Genomic DNA, 15653 nt, shown 5'->3' on the forward strand with positions numbered 1-15653 from the left:
GATGAGGCTCCCCTTGAGCCGATGCTGCAACGCTTCGATCTCAATTTCAAGGAAGGCGATACGCTGCATGTCCGACCATACCTCAGAACCGATCGACGTTTCAGATGAAGCGCCGGCTGTCGAGGCCAAAGAGCCGACGCGTGAAGCCAGTGACTACGAGAAGCGACTGAGACGCGACCTCGTACGCTACCGCGAGCAGGTGCGAGCCGCGCAGAGCGATCGCGACGCCGGAGTGGCGGCTGCCAACCGGCAGCGTGACGAGGAAGTGGCCTCGCTGCGCACCGATCTCACCGGACGGATCATCCGGTCCGAATTGAAGGCGCACGCGCTCAAGGCGGGCATCGTGGACCTCGATGCGCTCCGGCTCGCCGACACCTCGACTCTCTCATTGAGCGAAACCGGGGATGTCGTTGGCGCAGAGGCGCTCATCGAGATGCTGCGACAGCAGAAGCCCTATCTGTTCGCCGATGGCCAATCGGGTGTCAGCACGGGGACGACCGGGCAGACGCTGCGCGCCCCGGCGCCGGCGGCACCCGCGGAACTGGATGCCCGTACGATGACGCGAGAGGCCTGGCAGGCCGAGCGAGGCAGGCTCCTCGGGTCCTGAGCCGGACGCGCGAGACGACATCTCTCCATCTTGATCGGCCCGGCAAGGGATCGGAATTGATCCCCCGCACGCAAAGCAAAGGCATCCCACCCGATGGCGATTCAAAACTTCCCGCAGCAGTTGCAGCCGATCATCCAGCAGGGCTTTCTGGCGCGCGAGTTCCAGGACGGCCTGCAATCCAGGCTCAGCTTCCGCGCCATCGCCGACCGGGAGGTGTTCCCCAACCGGATCGGCGAGACCGTCACCAAGACGCGCAAGGGCCTGAAGACGCCCGTGACCGTGCCTCTGGTGACGTCGTCGAACACCAATTTCGACAACGGCCTGACGCCTTCCACCTGGTCGGTCGAGCAGTATACGCTGACGATCAACCAGTATGGCGACACCATCGATCTGAACATGGTCAGCGAAGGTGTGGGCATTGCCAGCCAGTTCCTTGCCAACGCCCGTACGAACGGCGTCCAGGCGATGCAGTCGCTTGACCGCATCGCGCGAAACGCCCTGTTCGGCGGATCCGCGGGCGGCGTCGGCGGTTATCTCGGCGGCAACACCCGGGTCATCACGACGCTCGGCTCGGCGGCGACGACGGTACGCGTCGACGATATACGCGGCTTCCAGAACGTTCTGAGCAGCCTGGGTCAGGTTGTCTCGGTCGGCACGACGACCGGGATGACGGTGACCGTCGGTTCGAATGCCTACACGTTGAGCAGCAGCGTCGCTGACGCGGTGAATGTCTCAAGCGCTCCGAACGGCATTTCCGGAACGTTAACGTTCTCGACCAACGTCGCCGTGGCGGACGGCACCTTGGCCCAGGCCGTTGTCGCCTCCACCGCTCCGCTCGTGCTCAGGCCGAACGGGAGGCTCACGACGGCGGCCCTGATGGCGCCTTCCGGAACCTATGGCGCGGTCTCCTATGTGCCCGGCGACACGCTGGGCATCCAGACGGTTCTGGGAGCCGTGGCGGCGTTGCGCATGAACAACGTGCCGCCGATCAACGGCTCCTTCAACTGCTACCTTGATGACCAGCAGATGCTGGGGCTGTTCCGTGATGGTGACTTCAAATACCTGTATCGCGGTGCGTACGGCACCGAGGTCTATCACTCCGGTGCGATCGTGGAATTGCTGGGCGTCCGCTTCGTGCCGACGACCGAGGCGCCGCAGCAGGCCAGCCTCGGCGCCGGTGCGATCCACCGGGCGATCGTCTGTGGAAAGGGAGCGCTGATCGAGGGCGACTACCAGGACATGGGGCATCGTGACATCCCCGACGCCGAAAAATCGCTGATCGAGCACATGGACAACGTCGTCATGGTAACCCGCGAGCCGCTCGACCGGCTGAAGCAGATCATCGCCCAGTCCTGGTATTGGATCGGAGGCTACGCGCTGCCGACAGATTCCACCGCCAGCACATCGATCATTCCGACCTCGACAAACAGCTACCTCAAGCGCGGCGTCGTCATCGAGAGCCTGTGATGGCCAAGCGACCCGGAGCGCTCCAGGTGGCACCGCAAGGAGTGCCAGCCGGCGAAGGCGGCGTTCCGGCGATGCGCGTGAAGTTCCCGCACGGGTTTTTCGAAGCGGACGGGACCCACCGGGCCTGGCTGGCTGACCAGATCGTCGATGACGCGGCGGAGATCGAGATGCTTCGCGCCCGTGGAGTCGAGCTGCAGGAGAAGTAGTCATGTCAGGCTCCAGCAGTCTATCGAATGCGGCACTGAACGACGCGGAACGCGTCGATGTACGCCGGTTCTGCGGCTACCCCGCTTACGGCAACACGGCATCCGGTGCTCAATCGTGGCGCTTCTTCCAGGCCTACGGAACCCTCGAATACCGGCTGACCAACGTGCTGCCGGAGGAGCTCCAGGTCATTCGGCAGTACTTGTCCTGGCTCTATCTGCTTGAGCAGGCGGTGCCGACATCGGCGGCCAATCTGGACACGGACAAGGCGGCATCCTGGACCCATAGCCGGACGGAGGTCATGGACCGGGTGCGCCTCTTCGATGAGTGGCGACGCAGGCTGGCGGCCTTCCTCGGCATTCCGCTCGATCCTGGTGCGGCGGCCGGTGGTCGTATTGTCATCTAGTGTCGGAGAGTTGTTGGCCTGCGCTTGACTGGAATTCAAATACCACTTCCGGAGACGGGGCCCCAGCTGCTGGCTCCGGGTTTCTCGAGGTGGCGGCCCCGACCTGTGGAGAAACAGTGTCTGCTCCGACCGCACGGCTTATATGGACAGGAGAGTGACCATGCCGAGCTTTTTCTCGGGCTGGATCGGCTACGGGTTGACGATCCAGGGTGGCGCCCTGCTGGAACCTGTCGATCCGGGATACGCACGGCGCCAGATCCATTTCAGTCCGTTGCAGAACGGCACTTGCTTCGATACCAGCGGTGGCACGAGTGGACCCTCTGTGGCCAGTTGGGGAACGCTCGCGTGCGCCGCCTTGTTCGATGCGGTGACGGCGGGAAATCTGCTGCTCTGGTGGCCGTTGTCATCGCCTGCCGTGATCGCGGCGGGACGCACCTACACCACTAGCATGGGGACCAACATCCTGTTCTTTCACAGCTTGCGGGAAGGGCCGGATGTCTTTGGTTTTCCGGGCGGCAGCACCGTTGCTGTCACACCCGATGGCCGGCCGGTCGGCACGGGCGTGGCCCTGCAGGTGGTCGGCGGTGTGCTGTCGGCCAATCCTGCCACGTTCGGCAGCACGGTGGTGATGCCGGCGCTGCCGGCGGCGGCCTCGACGCCCGGCAGCGGCCAGCTCTGGAACGATGGCGGCGTGGTCGCGGTATCCTGAATTGATCCAAGGAGGGCCTCGTGGACCAGAGCAGGCTGCAGGCGCTCATCGCGCGGGGCCTCGCACTCTGCGGCTCCATCACCGGCGGCGACTATCTGCAATATCGCCCGACCCAGGCGATCGACCCGATCGGGTCGGCCGATCCCATGGCCACGCTCACCTGCGCCTTCGATTTCAGCAGGGATCTGAGCCTTGAGACGCCGACGCCGCCCGGACGTCCTTTCGTCCTGATGCTGGTTGATCCCGGTCTCGTGCTTGCAGGCGATCTGCTCGTCGGCACAGAGACCTACTTCGTCTCCCGCGTGCAGGTACTGCAGCCTGCGTGGTGCGTGCTGTGCAATGCCGTCCTCGGCATCGTCGATACGGCAGCGGCAACGACAGCCGGTACCAATGCCTATGGTGGCCAGATCAGCGCCACGGATACGGTGCTGGCAAGCGGGTGGCCGGCAAACGTGTTGGCAAAGAGCCGAGGCGAACAGGACGTCACGAAGCTGCCCAGCGATACGCGGGCGGCCTATTTCGAGGTCTGCCTCCCAGCGATGCCCGGGATCACGATCGGCATCGGCTTGGAGCTGCAGGATCAGAACGGACAGAGCTACACGATCATGAATGCCGAGTTGACAGCCTATGGCTGGAAGCTGCTGGCCGGCCTGGCGACGACCTGATCCGTTCAGTGCTGCTGGCTTCGACCGACTGGGAGTCTCACCGGCATGGCTGACATATCCGATGTCGAGGAGGCCTTTTGCTCGCTCATCCTCGGCGCGACCTATCCGGGCGGCGTAGCGGTCCCGAGCGTGACGGGAGCCATGATAAAAATCTATCGCGGGTGGCCGATCAACAAGACGCTGAACAGCGACCTGCAGATCGGCACGCAGAATGTGACGGTGTTCAGCCGGCCGAACTCGACCCGCGATACATCGCGCTATCCCAGGATCTGGCGGACCACCGGCCTCGTGGCGCCGACCATCACCATCACCATCGATGGATCGCAGGCGACATTCGGCGGCACGAGCGGGGCAGGCCAGACGGCCGGGCTGCTCGTCGACGGTATAGGGTACGCCTACACGCTCTCTGCCGATGACAGCGTTGCCGATGCCGCCGCGGCGCTTGCGGCGATGATCCCTTCCGCCAGCAGCGCGGGCGTTGTGATCAGTCTTGCCCCGGAACGGTCGCTGCAGGCGAGGGTCGCCGGAAGCGGGACGGCCGAGATGGAGACACGTCGCCAGGAGCAGGGGCTGATGGTCTCGGTCTGGTGCCCGACGCCGGGCGGCCGAGATGCCCTGGCCACGGCCATCGACAACTACCTGTCGCCACTGGACTGGTTCGGATTGCCCGACGGCACCGTGGCCCGCCTGACCTATCACAGCAGTGTCGAGACCGACGAATCGCAGAACGCCAGCCTGTATCGTCGGATCCTGAACTACACGATCGAGTATCCGACGACGATCAGGATGACCGGCGCCCAGATGCTGTTCGGCATAGGGACGTTGCTGGGTGATGGGGGAGAGGTCGGCTTCAGTTGCCTGGCACCTCCGCCGGTGCTCGTCGTGCCGCCGCTGGGAGCATTCCGCTTCGACGCCTGGTATGACCCTGCGAATGCGGTTGACGAGCAGGTGGCGGCAGCGCTCTCGCCGGCCGCCTTCAACTTCAGGCTGCCGGCGAATGCGACGATCAATGCCGGTGCCGCGAGCTGGCCGCTGGCAACCCAGGCGACGCTCGACGCAGAGATACTGGCAGCGGTTCAGGCTGGTCTGACCTTCTGGGCCTTCGACAGCTACCAGCCGACCGACACCCTCAGCCTGGCACTGCGCCTGTATTTGTCCAGTTCGTTGCGCTCAAAGCTACAGTTCTGCATGCTCGGTCAGACATCAAACTGGGGCGAGGGAGGCGAGGACCAGCCATCCCTGCTGCGCGACATCTCCATGATGACGCAGCCCGGATACATGACCGTGGCCGGTGGCCGCCCGCTCTATCTGGTTCTGGATGCGTCGCCGGCTCAGACATCGGGCTTGCCGGTCGGCGGCGTGTCGGCAGCACTCGCGCTGGTGCGCAGCCAGGTGCAGGCGGCGGGCGGCGGCAATCCCTATGTCGTCTGGCTGTCAGGTGCCGCTCTCGCCGATTACGACAATATCGGCGCGGCGCGGCAAGTCGGTGCCGACGCGGCGGGAGCCTATGCCGTGCCGGAATTGAATGGCTCGGCGCAGCCCTATTCGTCCCTGGCGCTGGCGGCCGAGCAGGACTGGATGGCGAGGGTGAATGCCGGCTTCCCGATGGTTCCCACGGCGATGACCGGATGGGACCAGAGGCCTCTCATCCTCGACCCCCAGCCCTTCTATCCGATCGCGCCCAGCCTCACGCCGACAAACTATTACGAGACCGCGACCGCGTCCGAGGTCGGAACGCACCTCGTCCAGCTGATCCAGGTCGTTGTGGCTAATGCCGTGGCCTGCCCGGCGCAGATCGGTCTTGTCTATGCCTGGAACGAACTAGCTGAAGGGGGTTGGCTGATGCCGACCTGGACGCCGGATGGGCCGGATCTCGACAGAAGCCTCGCCGCCGCCGCTGCCACCGCGGCGGCGATCGCTCGCTCCATGCAGCCCTCAATTACCCTGATTTCCTGAAGGTGGATCCATGACCGAAGCCCTCCCAGATGTGCTCCCAGAGGCGCTGGTTGTCCTGCACGCCTTCGGCTCGTACTCGCGCGGACAGCTGCTGACGGATGCGGCGGTGATCGCGGCGATCCTGCAGGGGGGCAACGCGTCCCTGGTTGTTCGCACACGACTTCCGCAGCATCCCGCTGCCTCGGCTGAATGAGGCGTCAGAACCATGGTGCAGATCACCCAATCCGGCAGCCTGAACACGGCAGCGCTCGTCGTACCCGACCTCTATGTGCAGATCGCCTCGCCTCAGACCCTCAGCCTCAACGGTGCTCCGAGCGACCTGCTCGGCATTGTCGGCACCGCAAGCTGGGGTCCGGTCAATCAGCCGGTGCTGTTCGCCGATCTTGCCAGCTACAGCACGATCTTCGGTGCGATCATGGTGCGCCCGTTCGACATGGGAACGCCGGCCTCCTGCGCCGTCGACCAGGGCGCGTCCGCCTTGGTGGGGGTACGGGTCACGGATGGCACCGACACCGCCGCGAACTATGCGTTGCTCTACAGCGCCGTCGGCAACGACTATCCGATGCTCCTGACCGCGATCTTTACCGGCAGCCAAGGCAACCGGATTGCGCTGATACTGAGCATCGGCACGAACGCCAATAGCTGGAAACTGTCGCTTCAGGTTCCGGGGATGCTGCCGGAAGTGTTCGACAACATCGACGCCAGCCTGGGTCCGGCTGGGTTCTGGACCAACGCCGCCCAAGCCGTCAATGTCGGAACCGGTCCGATGCGCGGGCCCTCGCAACTTTGCGTGGCAACCCTCGGATCCGGGGGCTCGACTGCTCCTTCGCTGGTCGGCAACCAGAGCCTGATGGGCGGAACCGACGGCGTCGCCGGGATTTCCCCCGCGTCCCTTGTCGGGGGCGATGGGCTGACCCGGAGCGGAATGTTCGCATTGCGAGGGCAGGGATGTGCGCTCGCCCTGCTGGCAGACTGCACCGACCCGACCTGCTGGACACCGATGAGCAGCTTCGGCCTGCAGGAGGGCATCTATATGATCGCGTGCGGTCCCAGTGGCGACACGATCACCAATGCCATCGAGAGCAAGCAGAGCTTCGGCATCGACTCGTATGGCCTCAAGATGATGTTCGGGGACTGGCTGTTCTGGTACGACACGTCGAACACTCAGACGCGGCTGGTCAGCCCGCTGGGATTTGTCGCCGGTTGCCTGGCGAACCTCTCACCCGAACAATCCGGCCTCAACAAGCAGCTGTACGGAATCATCGGCAGCCAGAAGAGCGGGCTTGCCGCCAGCGGGCAGAAAACCACCTATTCTTCGGTCGAATTGCAGACCTTGTTCTCCGCGGGCATCGACGTGGTCTGCAACCCGGCGCCGGGAGGATCATACTGGGCTATCCGGTGCGGACATAACAGTTCGACGAACCCGGTGATCGCCGGCGACGCCTACACGCGCATGACGAACTTCATCGCGCAGACTCTGGCCGCCGGTATGGGATTGTATGTCGGCAGCGTGATCAATTCGACGCTGCTCTCGAATATCCGGGCGACCCTGCTCGGTTTCCTGTCGAACCTGCTTGGTCAGGGCGTACTGGGGTCCGTCGACGGGTCGATCCCGTACGCGGTCGTTTGCGGCACGTCCAACAATCCACTGTCACGCACGGCGCTGGGCTACGTGCAGGCCGACGTGCAGATCCAGTATCAGGGCATCAACGAGAAATTCATCGTCAATCTGCAGGGCGGCCAGAGCGTCACGATCACATCGAGCCAGGCGCCTAGCCTCATATAGCCTGAGGATGCGTCAATCCCGTCAACGTCGAGCCGGCTCTTGCCGCGATCAACCGATAGAGGATCTACCTTGGGCAATCCCTATAGCATTGGCCGCGACTGTCAGGTCGTTCTGTTGTGGAACGGCATCCGCATCGATCTGCGTGATGTCGTGGGCTTCCAGGCGGAACAGCAGGTGAAGTTGCAGAGGTCCGATCCGCTCAACAGCGTGCCGGTCGAGTTCAACACGCCGGCGGGCTGGCGTGGCCAGTTTCACATGGACCGCGGATCTTCGGCGCTCGATGACCTGATCGTCGCGATCGAGGCAGCATTCTGGAATGCCGGTGTGATCGGGTCCGGAACGATCTACCAGTACGTGAGCGAGGCCGACGGATCCACCAGCACCTATGAGTTCACCGGAGTGGCGCTCACCCTGAGCAACTCCGGCACCTACAAGGCCGAGGTCATCGTGACCCAGACCATCAACTTCTTTGCAAGCCAGCGGAACAGGATCTGATGATGCTCCCCAGTGAGATCGATAGCGGCGACGGCAGGCGCTTCGCCCTGCAGTCATCCACTCCGGCCGACATGCTGGACCTGCTCGAGGCGGCGGGCAGCGCTGCATCGTCCGAAGCGTGGATGCGCTACGCCTTGATGATCTGCTCCGTCAACGCCATCGACGGTAGGCCGGTGCTCATGCCTCGATCCAAGGATGCGGTCAGGGAACTGGCCCGCAAGATCGGCAATGTCGGCATGGATGCGTTGTCCAGGGCGCACTATCCCGACGACGTCATCGGGGATGCGGCGAACGCCGGAGAGATCGATACGGCAAAAAACTGAGCCGGCACTCCCTGCTGCAGCAGATGATGTATCTGCTGCGCAACGGGGTGCCATGGCAGGAGGTGATGGCCATGTCGCCCGCGCGGCGACTGGCCTGCTGTGTCTGCATCGGCGAGATCGACGGCGGCCTGTTCGACTGGTCCACCCTGCGTTGGGCGATCCAGCCGCTCTGAGCCCTGGTCCGCGTGCTCGGGAGGGACGCCACGCCCATGACCGTTTCCCCCAGCCTTCCTGCCGAAGCGGAGTCGCCGACCGCTGCTCTTGCCGCGATACGCCGGAGCCTGAGGTCAGCAGGAGATGCGTCCGACACAACAATGGCGGGTCTAGCAGCACTTGTGCAGGCGGGCGGGTATGTCGGCAATGGCGTTCCGAAGCGCCGCCGGCCGGTCGCCGGGGAGATGCCAGCCGCGCTAGCCGGCGCCTCCTTCGCATCGGTGCCGACCGGGCGGGACGTGCTCGCTCGCCTCGTCTCGCCCACGCCAGGCAGCAGCGCGCTTCGCAGGATCAGCACGTCTGATCGTCCGGCCGAAAACGCTGTTGGTGCGTGGCCGTTGCCGGCGGGGCCGCCACGGGCGGATCCGGGCTTGCTGCAGCAGGCCGTCCCGCGCCCGTCCTCGACGCCACGTGCGGCGCAGGTTGCACTCCAGGCGCGATCAAGCGCTGCCGGGCTGGCGAAGCGGCAATCCACAAACCCTCATCCGGAAGAGGTCGTCCTGGCGGAGAGCGGGTTGCGAGCGGCGATCGCGCGCGGGATGCCGGGCGTGATCGCCAGGCAGCGCCTGCCGCAACTCGGCGCCGTGCTCACGGCAACGCCAGCCGACCGGCCTGCCAGAGCGCGTGCCAATGCGACCCAGACGAGGCGCATCGTGCCGTCCGGCCGCGGGACGGGCCGCGGCCTCGATCGGGCCTATGCCGCACCGCCTGGCACCGGACGATCAGACACGTGGATGTCTGCCGCCGGATCCAGGACGGACGCAGGCAAGCCTGAAGCGGTTGCTGCCGCCGCACGGCAAGTTGCCGCCTTGACAGGTGCCAAGGGTGTGCCTCGCCGGGCGCCTGCGCCCGACGCCGGTGCATGGACGTCATTGCCCCGTCATGAGGTCGGTGCTGTCACCAGCAGCGGACGACGAGAGGCCGCAAGCCAACGGTATCCCGGCAGCCCGGCGGCGCAATCCGCCGAGCGGCTCGCGGGCGGCTTCGCGGGGAGCGGCCAGGGCGACACGACGATCGCCCTCACCGGGGATATCATCATCGACGGTCGGAAGCTCGGCAGGATCGCGGCGGCGACCCAGGTCAGCGGCGCCAGCTTGCCGCCTCGTTCCGCGTCGGCGGTCAATATCAAGGCGCTCCCGATCTTCACCGGATCGAGCGTGCCGTTGTGAGCGCAGGGTTCGGACTAGCACTGGCAGACACACTTCTGGCGACACTCGAGCAAGCTCCGCTGATCCTGGGCTCGGTGCTGTTTTACGGCCACGAGGTGCCAGCGCGGATCAAGGTCGGTGGACAGCACGCGGTCAGCATCCATCGCCTGCCGGGCGGTGGCCGCATCATCGACGCGATGGGTCCGGATGAGGGCGCGATCAGCTGGACCGGCTACTTCACCGGACCGTCGGCTGCTGCCCGGGCCCGTGTCGTCGATGCGATCCGGCAGAATGGTGATCTGGTCGGACTGAGCTTCGGTGACTATGCGTTCAACGTCGTCGTCGTGCATTTCGACTACGATATCCAGGATCGCGGGGCGGTGATCTCATACCGCATCCGGGCCGAGATCCTGCCGTCGACGACCTCGCCGGTCAACGATACCGCCGGTGCGATCGCTACCTCGATCAGCAATGATCTGTTGACCGCAGCTTCCTTGTTGCCTGGTAGCGCGGCCGGCTCGTCGCTTTCGCAGGCGCAGGTCGTGATTGCGGCAGCCTCTGCACCGACAGCCACCCAGACGCTGGCCCTTGTCGGCAACGCACTATCGGCTGGCGGCTCGGCGCTTCAGGCTGCCCTGTCGATGACCGGCGCCGGACTGGTGACCGGCGGCGCGAATTTCGGGACAGCGGGCACATCCCAGCCGTCACTCGACGGCCTCGCTCAGGATGCCGGGTCGCTCGCCGCCATGACCCAGTCTGCCGGCTACGTCAATCGTAGCCAATCCAACCTGAACCAGCTGGCCGGCTTGCCCCAAGGCGACCCGCTGATCTTTGCATGAGAGCCGGATGGACATCATACGCGTCGCAGATACGACCCTCTATCATGTTGCCGCGCAGCAGCTCGGTGATGCAACCCAATGGAACCGGATCGCGTCCCTCAACGGACTGAGCGATCCGATCCTGCATGGCGTTTGCGAGCTCTCCCTGCCGCCGTTCGACAGCGCGGCAGGCGGGGGCTTGCCGTCGCAATGAGCGATACATGTCGTCGTCCGCGTTCGCGGCTGCTGGTGTCGGGGCAGGTCATTGCGGGCTGCCAATCCATGGAGATCTCGAGCAGCAACCTCTCCCAGGCCGGCGACTTTTTCATCCAGGTCGCAATCGATACAAAAACCAGCGGCGGCGGCCCGTCCTGGTTCGATGCGGAGACACTGGATGTCACCCTGCAGATGGGCTTCCTGCCGCCCGGCGCCCCGGAGGGCGCGTTGAGCTGGCAGACAATGCTGTCAGGCCGTGTCGACCGGATCCATTGCAACCCGGTCTCCGGGCTGGTGACACTCGAGGGTCGTGATTACGCGGCACGTCTGCTGGACCTGCCGGTGTCGGAGACCTTCCTCAATTGCACGAGCAGCGAAGTCGCGCAGCAACTCGCGGGCCGATGTGGATTGACTGCATCCGTCGACCAGACCTCCACCTTCATCGGCCAATACTACCAGATCGAGCACGCCCGGCTATCGATGGCACCGTTCTCCCGGTTCGGGACGGCATGGGATCTGCTTTCGAGCCTCGCCCAGGTCGAGCAGTTCGACCTGTGGGTGCAGGACCTCACCCTGAATTTCAGGACAGCTCCGCCGGCCACCAGTGCGGCCTTGCAGATCACGTTCCAGGAAGGTCGTCCAACGCAGGCCTCGCCGATCCTGAATGTCTCTTCCCTGAGCCTCGAGCGCAATCTGGCGCTTGCCGGCGACCTCCCGGTTGTCGTCTCCAGCTGGAACAGCCGGCAGCGCTCCCGCGTTCAGGTCCAGGCGGGCAGCAGCTCCGTCTCCGGCGGAAGTGCGATCAGGATATTGCGTCCTAATCTTCCCGCCGACACGGCGCAGACCCTGGCAAATGCCATCAGCAACACCGTGCTGTCACACCAGCGGACACTGACCGCGACGATGGCCGGCGATCTCGACACGACGGCGCGCAGCCTTGTCCAGATGACCGGGCTGGGGGCGCCCTGGGATGGGACGTATCGCGTCGCCAAGCTGGAGCGGGAGATGACCATGCATGGTGGCTTCGTGCAGCGGCTGACAGCACAGGGACTGGCTGACTAGAGCATGATCCGATCGATCATACTCTGCTTGTCGTCTGCGAGTGGTCCGATCCTGACGCTCGCACCCCGAGCGGCAGGTTCAAGCGGCCCATCAAACCAAAGGCTAGTGGTAAAGTCCGAAGACTCCTCGGTCAGATTATTACCACTGGAGCCGCATCCCCAACGTCGCATTGATCGTCACGCGACACGGAAAACCTGCAACCCACCTTAGAGCGCGAGGCCATGCCGTGTCGAACTGGGTCGAGGCAATCAAGTTCCATTCCGCAGCACATGCCGCCAGCAACGGTCAGCCCAGGTACGGCATCGTCACCAGCGTCGATCCGACCAACCATGCGGTCAAGGTGAGCATCGAGCCGGACGGCGTGGAAACCGGATGGATCCCCGACGGCGCTCTCGCCGCCGGCAGCCTGAGGATCGCCTGCCCGAGCGAGGTCGGTACCCAGGTTCTGCTCAGTGCCGTGGAAGGTGACGCAGAGCATCCGGTCGTCGTCGCCCGACTTTTCGATACGGCGGCGACCGCTCCGGTCAGCCCGGCCACATCACAGCCGGTGCAGCCGGGAGAGATCGGCTTCTTTCTCTCCGGCGGAACATACCTTCATCTGACACAGGCCGGACTGTTCGTCGGAGGCGACATCACCGTCGCCGGCACGCTGACGGCAAGCGGCGACATTGTCTCGGGCGGCATCAGCCTGCAGCACCATGTTCACGACGGGGTGCAGACCGGGGAGGGCCGTTCCGGGCCTCCGAACCTCTAGCGGTGGCCGATATCGCTCATGTCATCGGCGGCGATCTTCAACTCGGAAGCAGCGGGGATCTCGCGACGGTGGACCAGGCTGCGTGGACGGAGCAGCGTGTGCTCAGGCGCCTGCTGACCAACCCCGGCGCTTATATCTGGCAGTTAGACTATGGCGCCGGACTTGCGGCGCTGATCGGAGCGACTGTCTCCGTCCAGCAGATCGCCGCTCTGATCAGGAGCCAGTTGGCCCTGGAGACGGCGGTCCGGCAACAACCTGAGCCGGTCATCACGATTACCGCCGGCATGGCAGGAGAGGCGTTCGCAACCATCTCCTATCAGGATGCGACAACCGGTGCCCTGGCATCCATTGCCCTACCAGGAGCCGGATAATGCAGCTTTCGTTGCAAAACTTCACCACGCTGGTTGCGAATATGGCAGCAAGCGCCCAGGGAGCCTGCGTGGCGCTGCTCGATGTCAGTGTCGGGTCGCTGCTGCGGGCCTTGCTGGAGAGCTCGGCATCGGTAGCGCTCTGGTTGCAGTATCTGGTCCTGCAGGTCCTATCGATGACGCGACTTTCGACAAGTGTGGGAACCGATGCGGATAGCTGGGTCGGCGATTTCGGGCTGACCCGCCTGCCAGCGATCCCGGCAACCGGAATCGTGGTCATGAGCGCGCTCAGCCCGGTCGGGCAGTCGGCAACGGTACCGACCGGCGCGCTGGTCAAGAGCAGCGATGGAACCCAGAGTTTTCTTGTCGTCGGTGGTCCCTATCTGCGTGCCCAGGGGACTGCCTCGGTCTCGGTCCCGGTACAGGCCGTCGTAGCAGGCGTGCTCGGCAACGCACAGGCGGGCTCCGTCACGATCCTTGGGACCGCAATCCCCGGCATCGACACGGTGACCAATCCGGTTGCGTTCGCGAATGGCGCGCCAGCGGAGACAGATCAGGCGCTCTGTGCCAGGTTCGTGATCTACGTCAATACCCGGTCGCAGGCGACCGAGCAGGCCGTTGCCAATGCGATCGCCTCGGTCCAGCAGGGTTTGAGCTACGTCATCCAGGAGAACATGACCTCGGCGGGTACCGTGCTGCCCGGCAACTTCAACGTCATCGTGGATGACGGCAGCGGCTCGCCGCCGGCCTCGCTGCTCACCGCAGTCGCCGCTGCGATCGACGCCATCCGGCCGGTCGGATCGACCTTCACCGTCACCGGGCCGCTCCTGATCGTGGCAGATGTGTCAATGCAGATCACCGTCGTCGATCCGACCCAGGCCGCCGCAGCGCAACAGGCGGCCGGCGCTGCCGTCACCACCTATGTCGATGCGCTTCCGGTCGGCCAGGCGCTCCGGATTTCGAGAGTGGCCGGCCTGGCCTACGACGCAACCTCCAGCATCTCGAATGTGACGGATGTCACGTTGAACGGCCTCGCTGCTGACATCGGTGGCCAAGCCGGTGCCGTCGTTCGTGCGGGCATTATGACCATCCTGGTCTGCGACGCGTGAGCGGAATCCCGGGGCTCGGCAGCCCGATCGGAACGACCGCCGACATGGCCGGACGCTTGCGTGCGGTGCTGCCGACCGGATGGTTCCCGCAGTCTCCGCCGGCACCTCTGCCAACTGCAACGCCGGTTCTCGATGGATTGCTGAGCGGACTCGGCACCGCCTGGTCGTTCTGTTTCGACCTTCTCGGCGACACCGCGCTGCAGACACGGATCGCTACGGCGACGGGCGGTTTCCTGGACCTGATCGCGAGCGACTTCTTTGCCCAGGCGCTGGCGCGCGATCCGGGCGAAGCTGACGATCCCTTCCGGGCAAGGATCCTTGGCAACCTGCTCGTCCGGCGCGGCACGCGGCTGGCGGTCAGCAGCCGCGTCGCCTATCTCACCGGCGTCCTCCCGGTCATGATCGAACCGTCCTGTGGCGCGGATTGCGGCGGCTATGCGAGCGCCAGCGATATCGCCGCGGGTCGCGGTGGCTACGGCACGGGAACCCTTCTGTACGGCTCCGACATGATGGGGTTCCAATATCTCCTGATGGTCATCTTGCCCGCGCCGTTTACGTCCGGCCTGTCCACGAGCCGTCGCAGCCCGGCAAGTTATCTGGATGCGAGCGGGAACATCGTCATGGCACCGCCGATGACGCTGCGGCCGCTTTATGCGTCCGGCATACTCGAGGGAGCACTCGTCGAAGGCCGCAGCTTCAACCTGATCACCGACAGCCGCAACTGGACATCGCTCACCGAGGCCACGGACACGGCCGCAACCTGGAGCCTGCAGGCTACGAGCAATGCTCTGGTTCCCGCCGATCCGGTACTCAGCCTGACCGTCGGCGCCGCAAGCAGCTTGGTCGGTCCGGGCGTCGCGGTCGCCGTGGGCGGCCTGCCTGCATGCGGCTCGGTCTGGATTCTGATCCCGGCCGATTCGGGGCTGACGGAGGCGCACATGTCCTTGGTCGACCTGGCCGGCAACGCCAGCGTCGCGGTGCCGGCCGACATGACGTTGACAGGAGTGTGGCAGAGGCTCGCGGCGAGCATCACGGCAGGTGCGGCGCCCGGAAACACAGTGCGCATGCGGATAGGCGCAACAGCTTCCCCCACGCAGCCAGGAGCCTTTCTGACGCAATGTTGGCAGATCGAGCCGGGATCCGTCGCGACAAGCTATATTCCGACCTCGGGCGCGCTCGGGATGCGTGACGCCGATCTGGTCGCGACAGGCAGCGTCGTACCGGTCGCCTACGCGTCAACGCCGGCACAGGTGTTAGCGACAATCGTCGCCACGCAGCCGATTGCCACCATCGGTTGGACCGCAATCATCCCGGCGATCCTGACCGGCTGATTACGCGTCGTCACGA

20 protein-coding genes are annotated in these 15653 nt (G+C 64.9%); all 20 read left to right on the forward strand.

Features of this window, described 5'->3' with window-relative positions; all coding sequences use genetic code 11:
• Positions 1-67 precede the first annotated feature (67 nt).
• The 20 genes from ACQY4O_RS05410 (at position 68) to ACQY4O_RS05505 (ending at position 15637) form a co-directional block, all read left to right on the forward strand.
• Positions 68-607 (forward strand): hypothetical protein, encoded by a 540-nt coding sequence (locus ACQY4O_RS05410; RefSeq protein ID WP_428375188.1) that lies wholly within the window; start codon positions 68-70, stop codon positions 605-607.
• 93 nt (positions 608-700) lie between these two features.
• Positions 701-2074: a DUF4043 domain-containing protein gene (locus ACQY4O_RS05415; RefSeq protein WP_428375189.1), complete on the forward strand. Its 1374-nt coding sequence runs from the start codon at positions 701-703 to the stop codon at positions 2072-2074.
• Positions 2075-2100: 26 nt separating this feature from the next.
• The gene (locus tag ACQY4O_RS05420) at positions 2101-2280 is read left to right on the forward strand and encodes a hypothetical protein (protein WP_428375190.1); all 180 of its coding nucleotides are present in this window, start codon (positions 2101-2103) and stop codon (positions 2278-2280) included.
• A gap of 2 nt (positions 2281-2282) precedes the next feature.
• The gene (locus tag ACQY4O_RS05425) at positions 2283-2684 is read left to right on the forward strand and encodes a hypothetical protein (protein ID WP_428375191.1); all 402 of its coding nucleotides are present in this window, start codon (positions 2283-2285) and stop codon (positions 2682-2684) included.
• Between the two features lie 160 nt (positions 2685-2844).
• Positions 2845-3393, forward strand: coding sequence for a phage tail fiber protein (locus ACQY4O_RS05430; RefSeq protein WP_428375192.1), 549 nt, complete (start codon positions 2845-2847; stop codon positions 3391-3393).
• Between the two features lie 20 nt (positions 3394-3413).
• On the forward strand, positions 3414-4058 hold the full coding sequence (locus ACQY4O_RS05435) for a hypothetical protein (protein WP_428375193.1): 645 nt from the start codon (positions 3414-3416) through the stop codon (positions 4056-4058).
• A 45-nt stretch (positions 4059-4103) separates the two neighbouring features.
• A complete protein-coding gene (locus ACQY4O_RS05440) occupies positions 4104-6014 on the forward strand; it encodes a hypothetical protein (RefSeq protein WP_428375194.1) in 1911 nt (636 codons plus the stop codon).
• A 10-nt stretch (positions 6015-6024) separates the two neighbouring features.
• Entirely contained in the window at positions 6025-6207 is a 183-nt protein-coding gene (locus ACQY4O_RS05445; protein ID WP_428375195.1) for a hypothetical protein, read from the forward strand.
• Between the two features lie 12 nt (positions 6208-6219).
• The gene (locus ACQY4O_RS05450; protein WP_428375196.1) at positions 6220-7800 is read left to right on the forward strand and encodes a phage tail protein; all 1581 of its coding nucleotides are present in this window, start codon (positions 6220-6222) and stop codon (positions 7798-7800) included.
• Between the two features lie 69 nt (positions 7801-7869).
• Positions 7870-8295, forward strand: coding sequence for a hypothetical protein (locus ACQY4O_RS05455; protein WP_428375197.1), 426 nt, complete (start codon positions 7870-7872; stop codon positions 8293-8295).
• Between the two features lie 71 nt (positions 8296-8366).
• Positions 8367-8618 carry a hypothetical protein gene (locus ACQY4O_RS05460; RefSeq protein WP_428375198.1) on the forward strand — a complete coding sequence of 84 codons (252 nt, stop codon included), beginning with the start codon at positions 8367-8369 and terminating at the stop codon, positions 8616-8618.
• A 23-nt stretch (positions 8619-8641) separates the two neighbouring features.
• Positions 8642-8791 carry a hypothetical protein gene (locus ACQY4O_RS05465; protein ID WP_428375199.1) on the forward strand — a complete coding sequence of 50 codons (150 nt, stop codon included), beginning with the start codon at positions 8642-8644 and terminating at the stop codon, positions 8789-8791.
• A gap of 411 nt (positions 8792-9202) precedes the next feature.
• A complete protein-coding gene (locus tag ACQY4O_RS05470; RefSeq protein ID WP_428375200.1) occupies positions 9203-10000 on the forward strand; it encodes a hypothetical protein in 798 nt (265 codons plus the stop codon).
• A complete protein-coding gene (locus tag ACQY4O_RS05475; RefSeq protein ID WP_428375201.1) occupies positions 9997-10818 on the forward strand; it encodes a hypothetical protein in 822 nt (273 codons plus the stop codon). The genes ACQY4O_RS05470 and ACQY4O_RS05475 overlap by 4 nt, the downstream gene beginning before the upstream one ends.
• A 7-nt stretch (positions 10819-10825) precedes the next feature.
• Positions 10826-11011 carry a hypothetical protein gene (locus tag ACQY4O_RS05480; RefSeq protein ID WP_428375202.1) on the forward strand — a complete coding sequence of 62 codons (186 nt, stop codon included), beginning with the start codon at positions 10826-10828 and terminating at the stop codon, positions 11009-11011.
• Between the two features lie 68 nt (positions 11012-11079).
• The gene (locus ACQY4O_RS05485; protein ID WP_428375203.1) at positions 11080-12075 is read left to right on the forward strand and encodes a hypothetical protein; all 996 of its coding nucleotides are present in this window, start codon (positions 11080-11082) and stop codon (positions 12073-12075) included.
• Positions 12076-12301: 226 nt separating this feature from the next.
• Complete coding sequence (locus tag ACQY4O_RS05490; protein WP_428375204.1) at positions 12302-12829, forward strand: phage baseplate assembly protein V; 528 nt, start codon at positions 12302-12304, stop codon at positions 12827-12829.
• 2 nt (positions 12830-12831) lie between these two features.
• A complete protein-coding gene (locus ACQY4O_RS05495) occupies positions 12832-13200 on the forward strand; it encodes a hypothetical protein (RefSeq protein ID WP_428375205.1) in 369 nt (122 codons plus the stop codon).
• Positions 13200-14306, forward strand: coding sequence for a baseplate J/gp47 family protein (locus ACQY4O_RS05500; protein ID WP_428375206.1), 1107 nt, complete (start codon positions 13200-13202; stop codon positions 14304-14306). The genes ACQY4O_RS05495 and ACQY4O_RS05500 overlap by 1 nt, the downstream gene beginning before the upstream one ends.
• On the forward strand, positions 14303-15637 hold the full coding sequence (locus ACQY4O_RS05505) for a phage head spike fiber domain-containing protein (RefSeq protein ID WP_428375207.1): 1335 nt from the start codon (positions 14303-14305) through the stop codon (positions 15635-15637). The genes ACQY4O_RS05500 and ACQY4O_RS05505 overlap by 4 nt, the downstream gene beginning before the upstream one ends.
• Positions 15638-15653 lie beyond the last annotated feature (16 nt).

Origin of the sequence: Lichenicoccus sp., assembly GCF_965277665.1 — a bacterium.
In the GTDB taxonomy this organism is placed as follows: domain Bacteria; phylum Pseudomonadota; class Alphaproteobacteria; order Acetobacterales; family Acetobacteraceae; genus Lichenicoccus.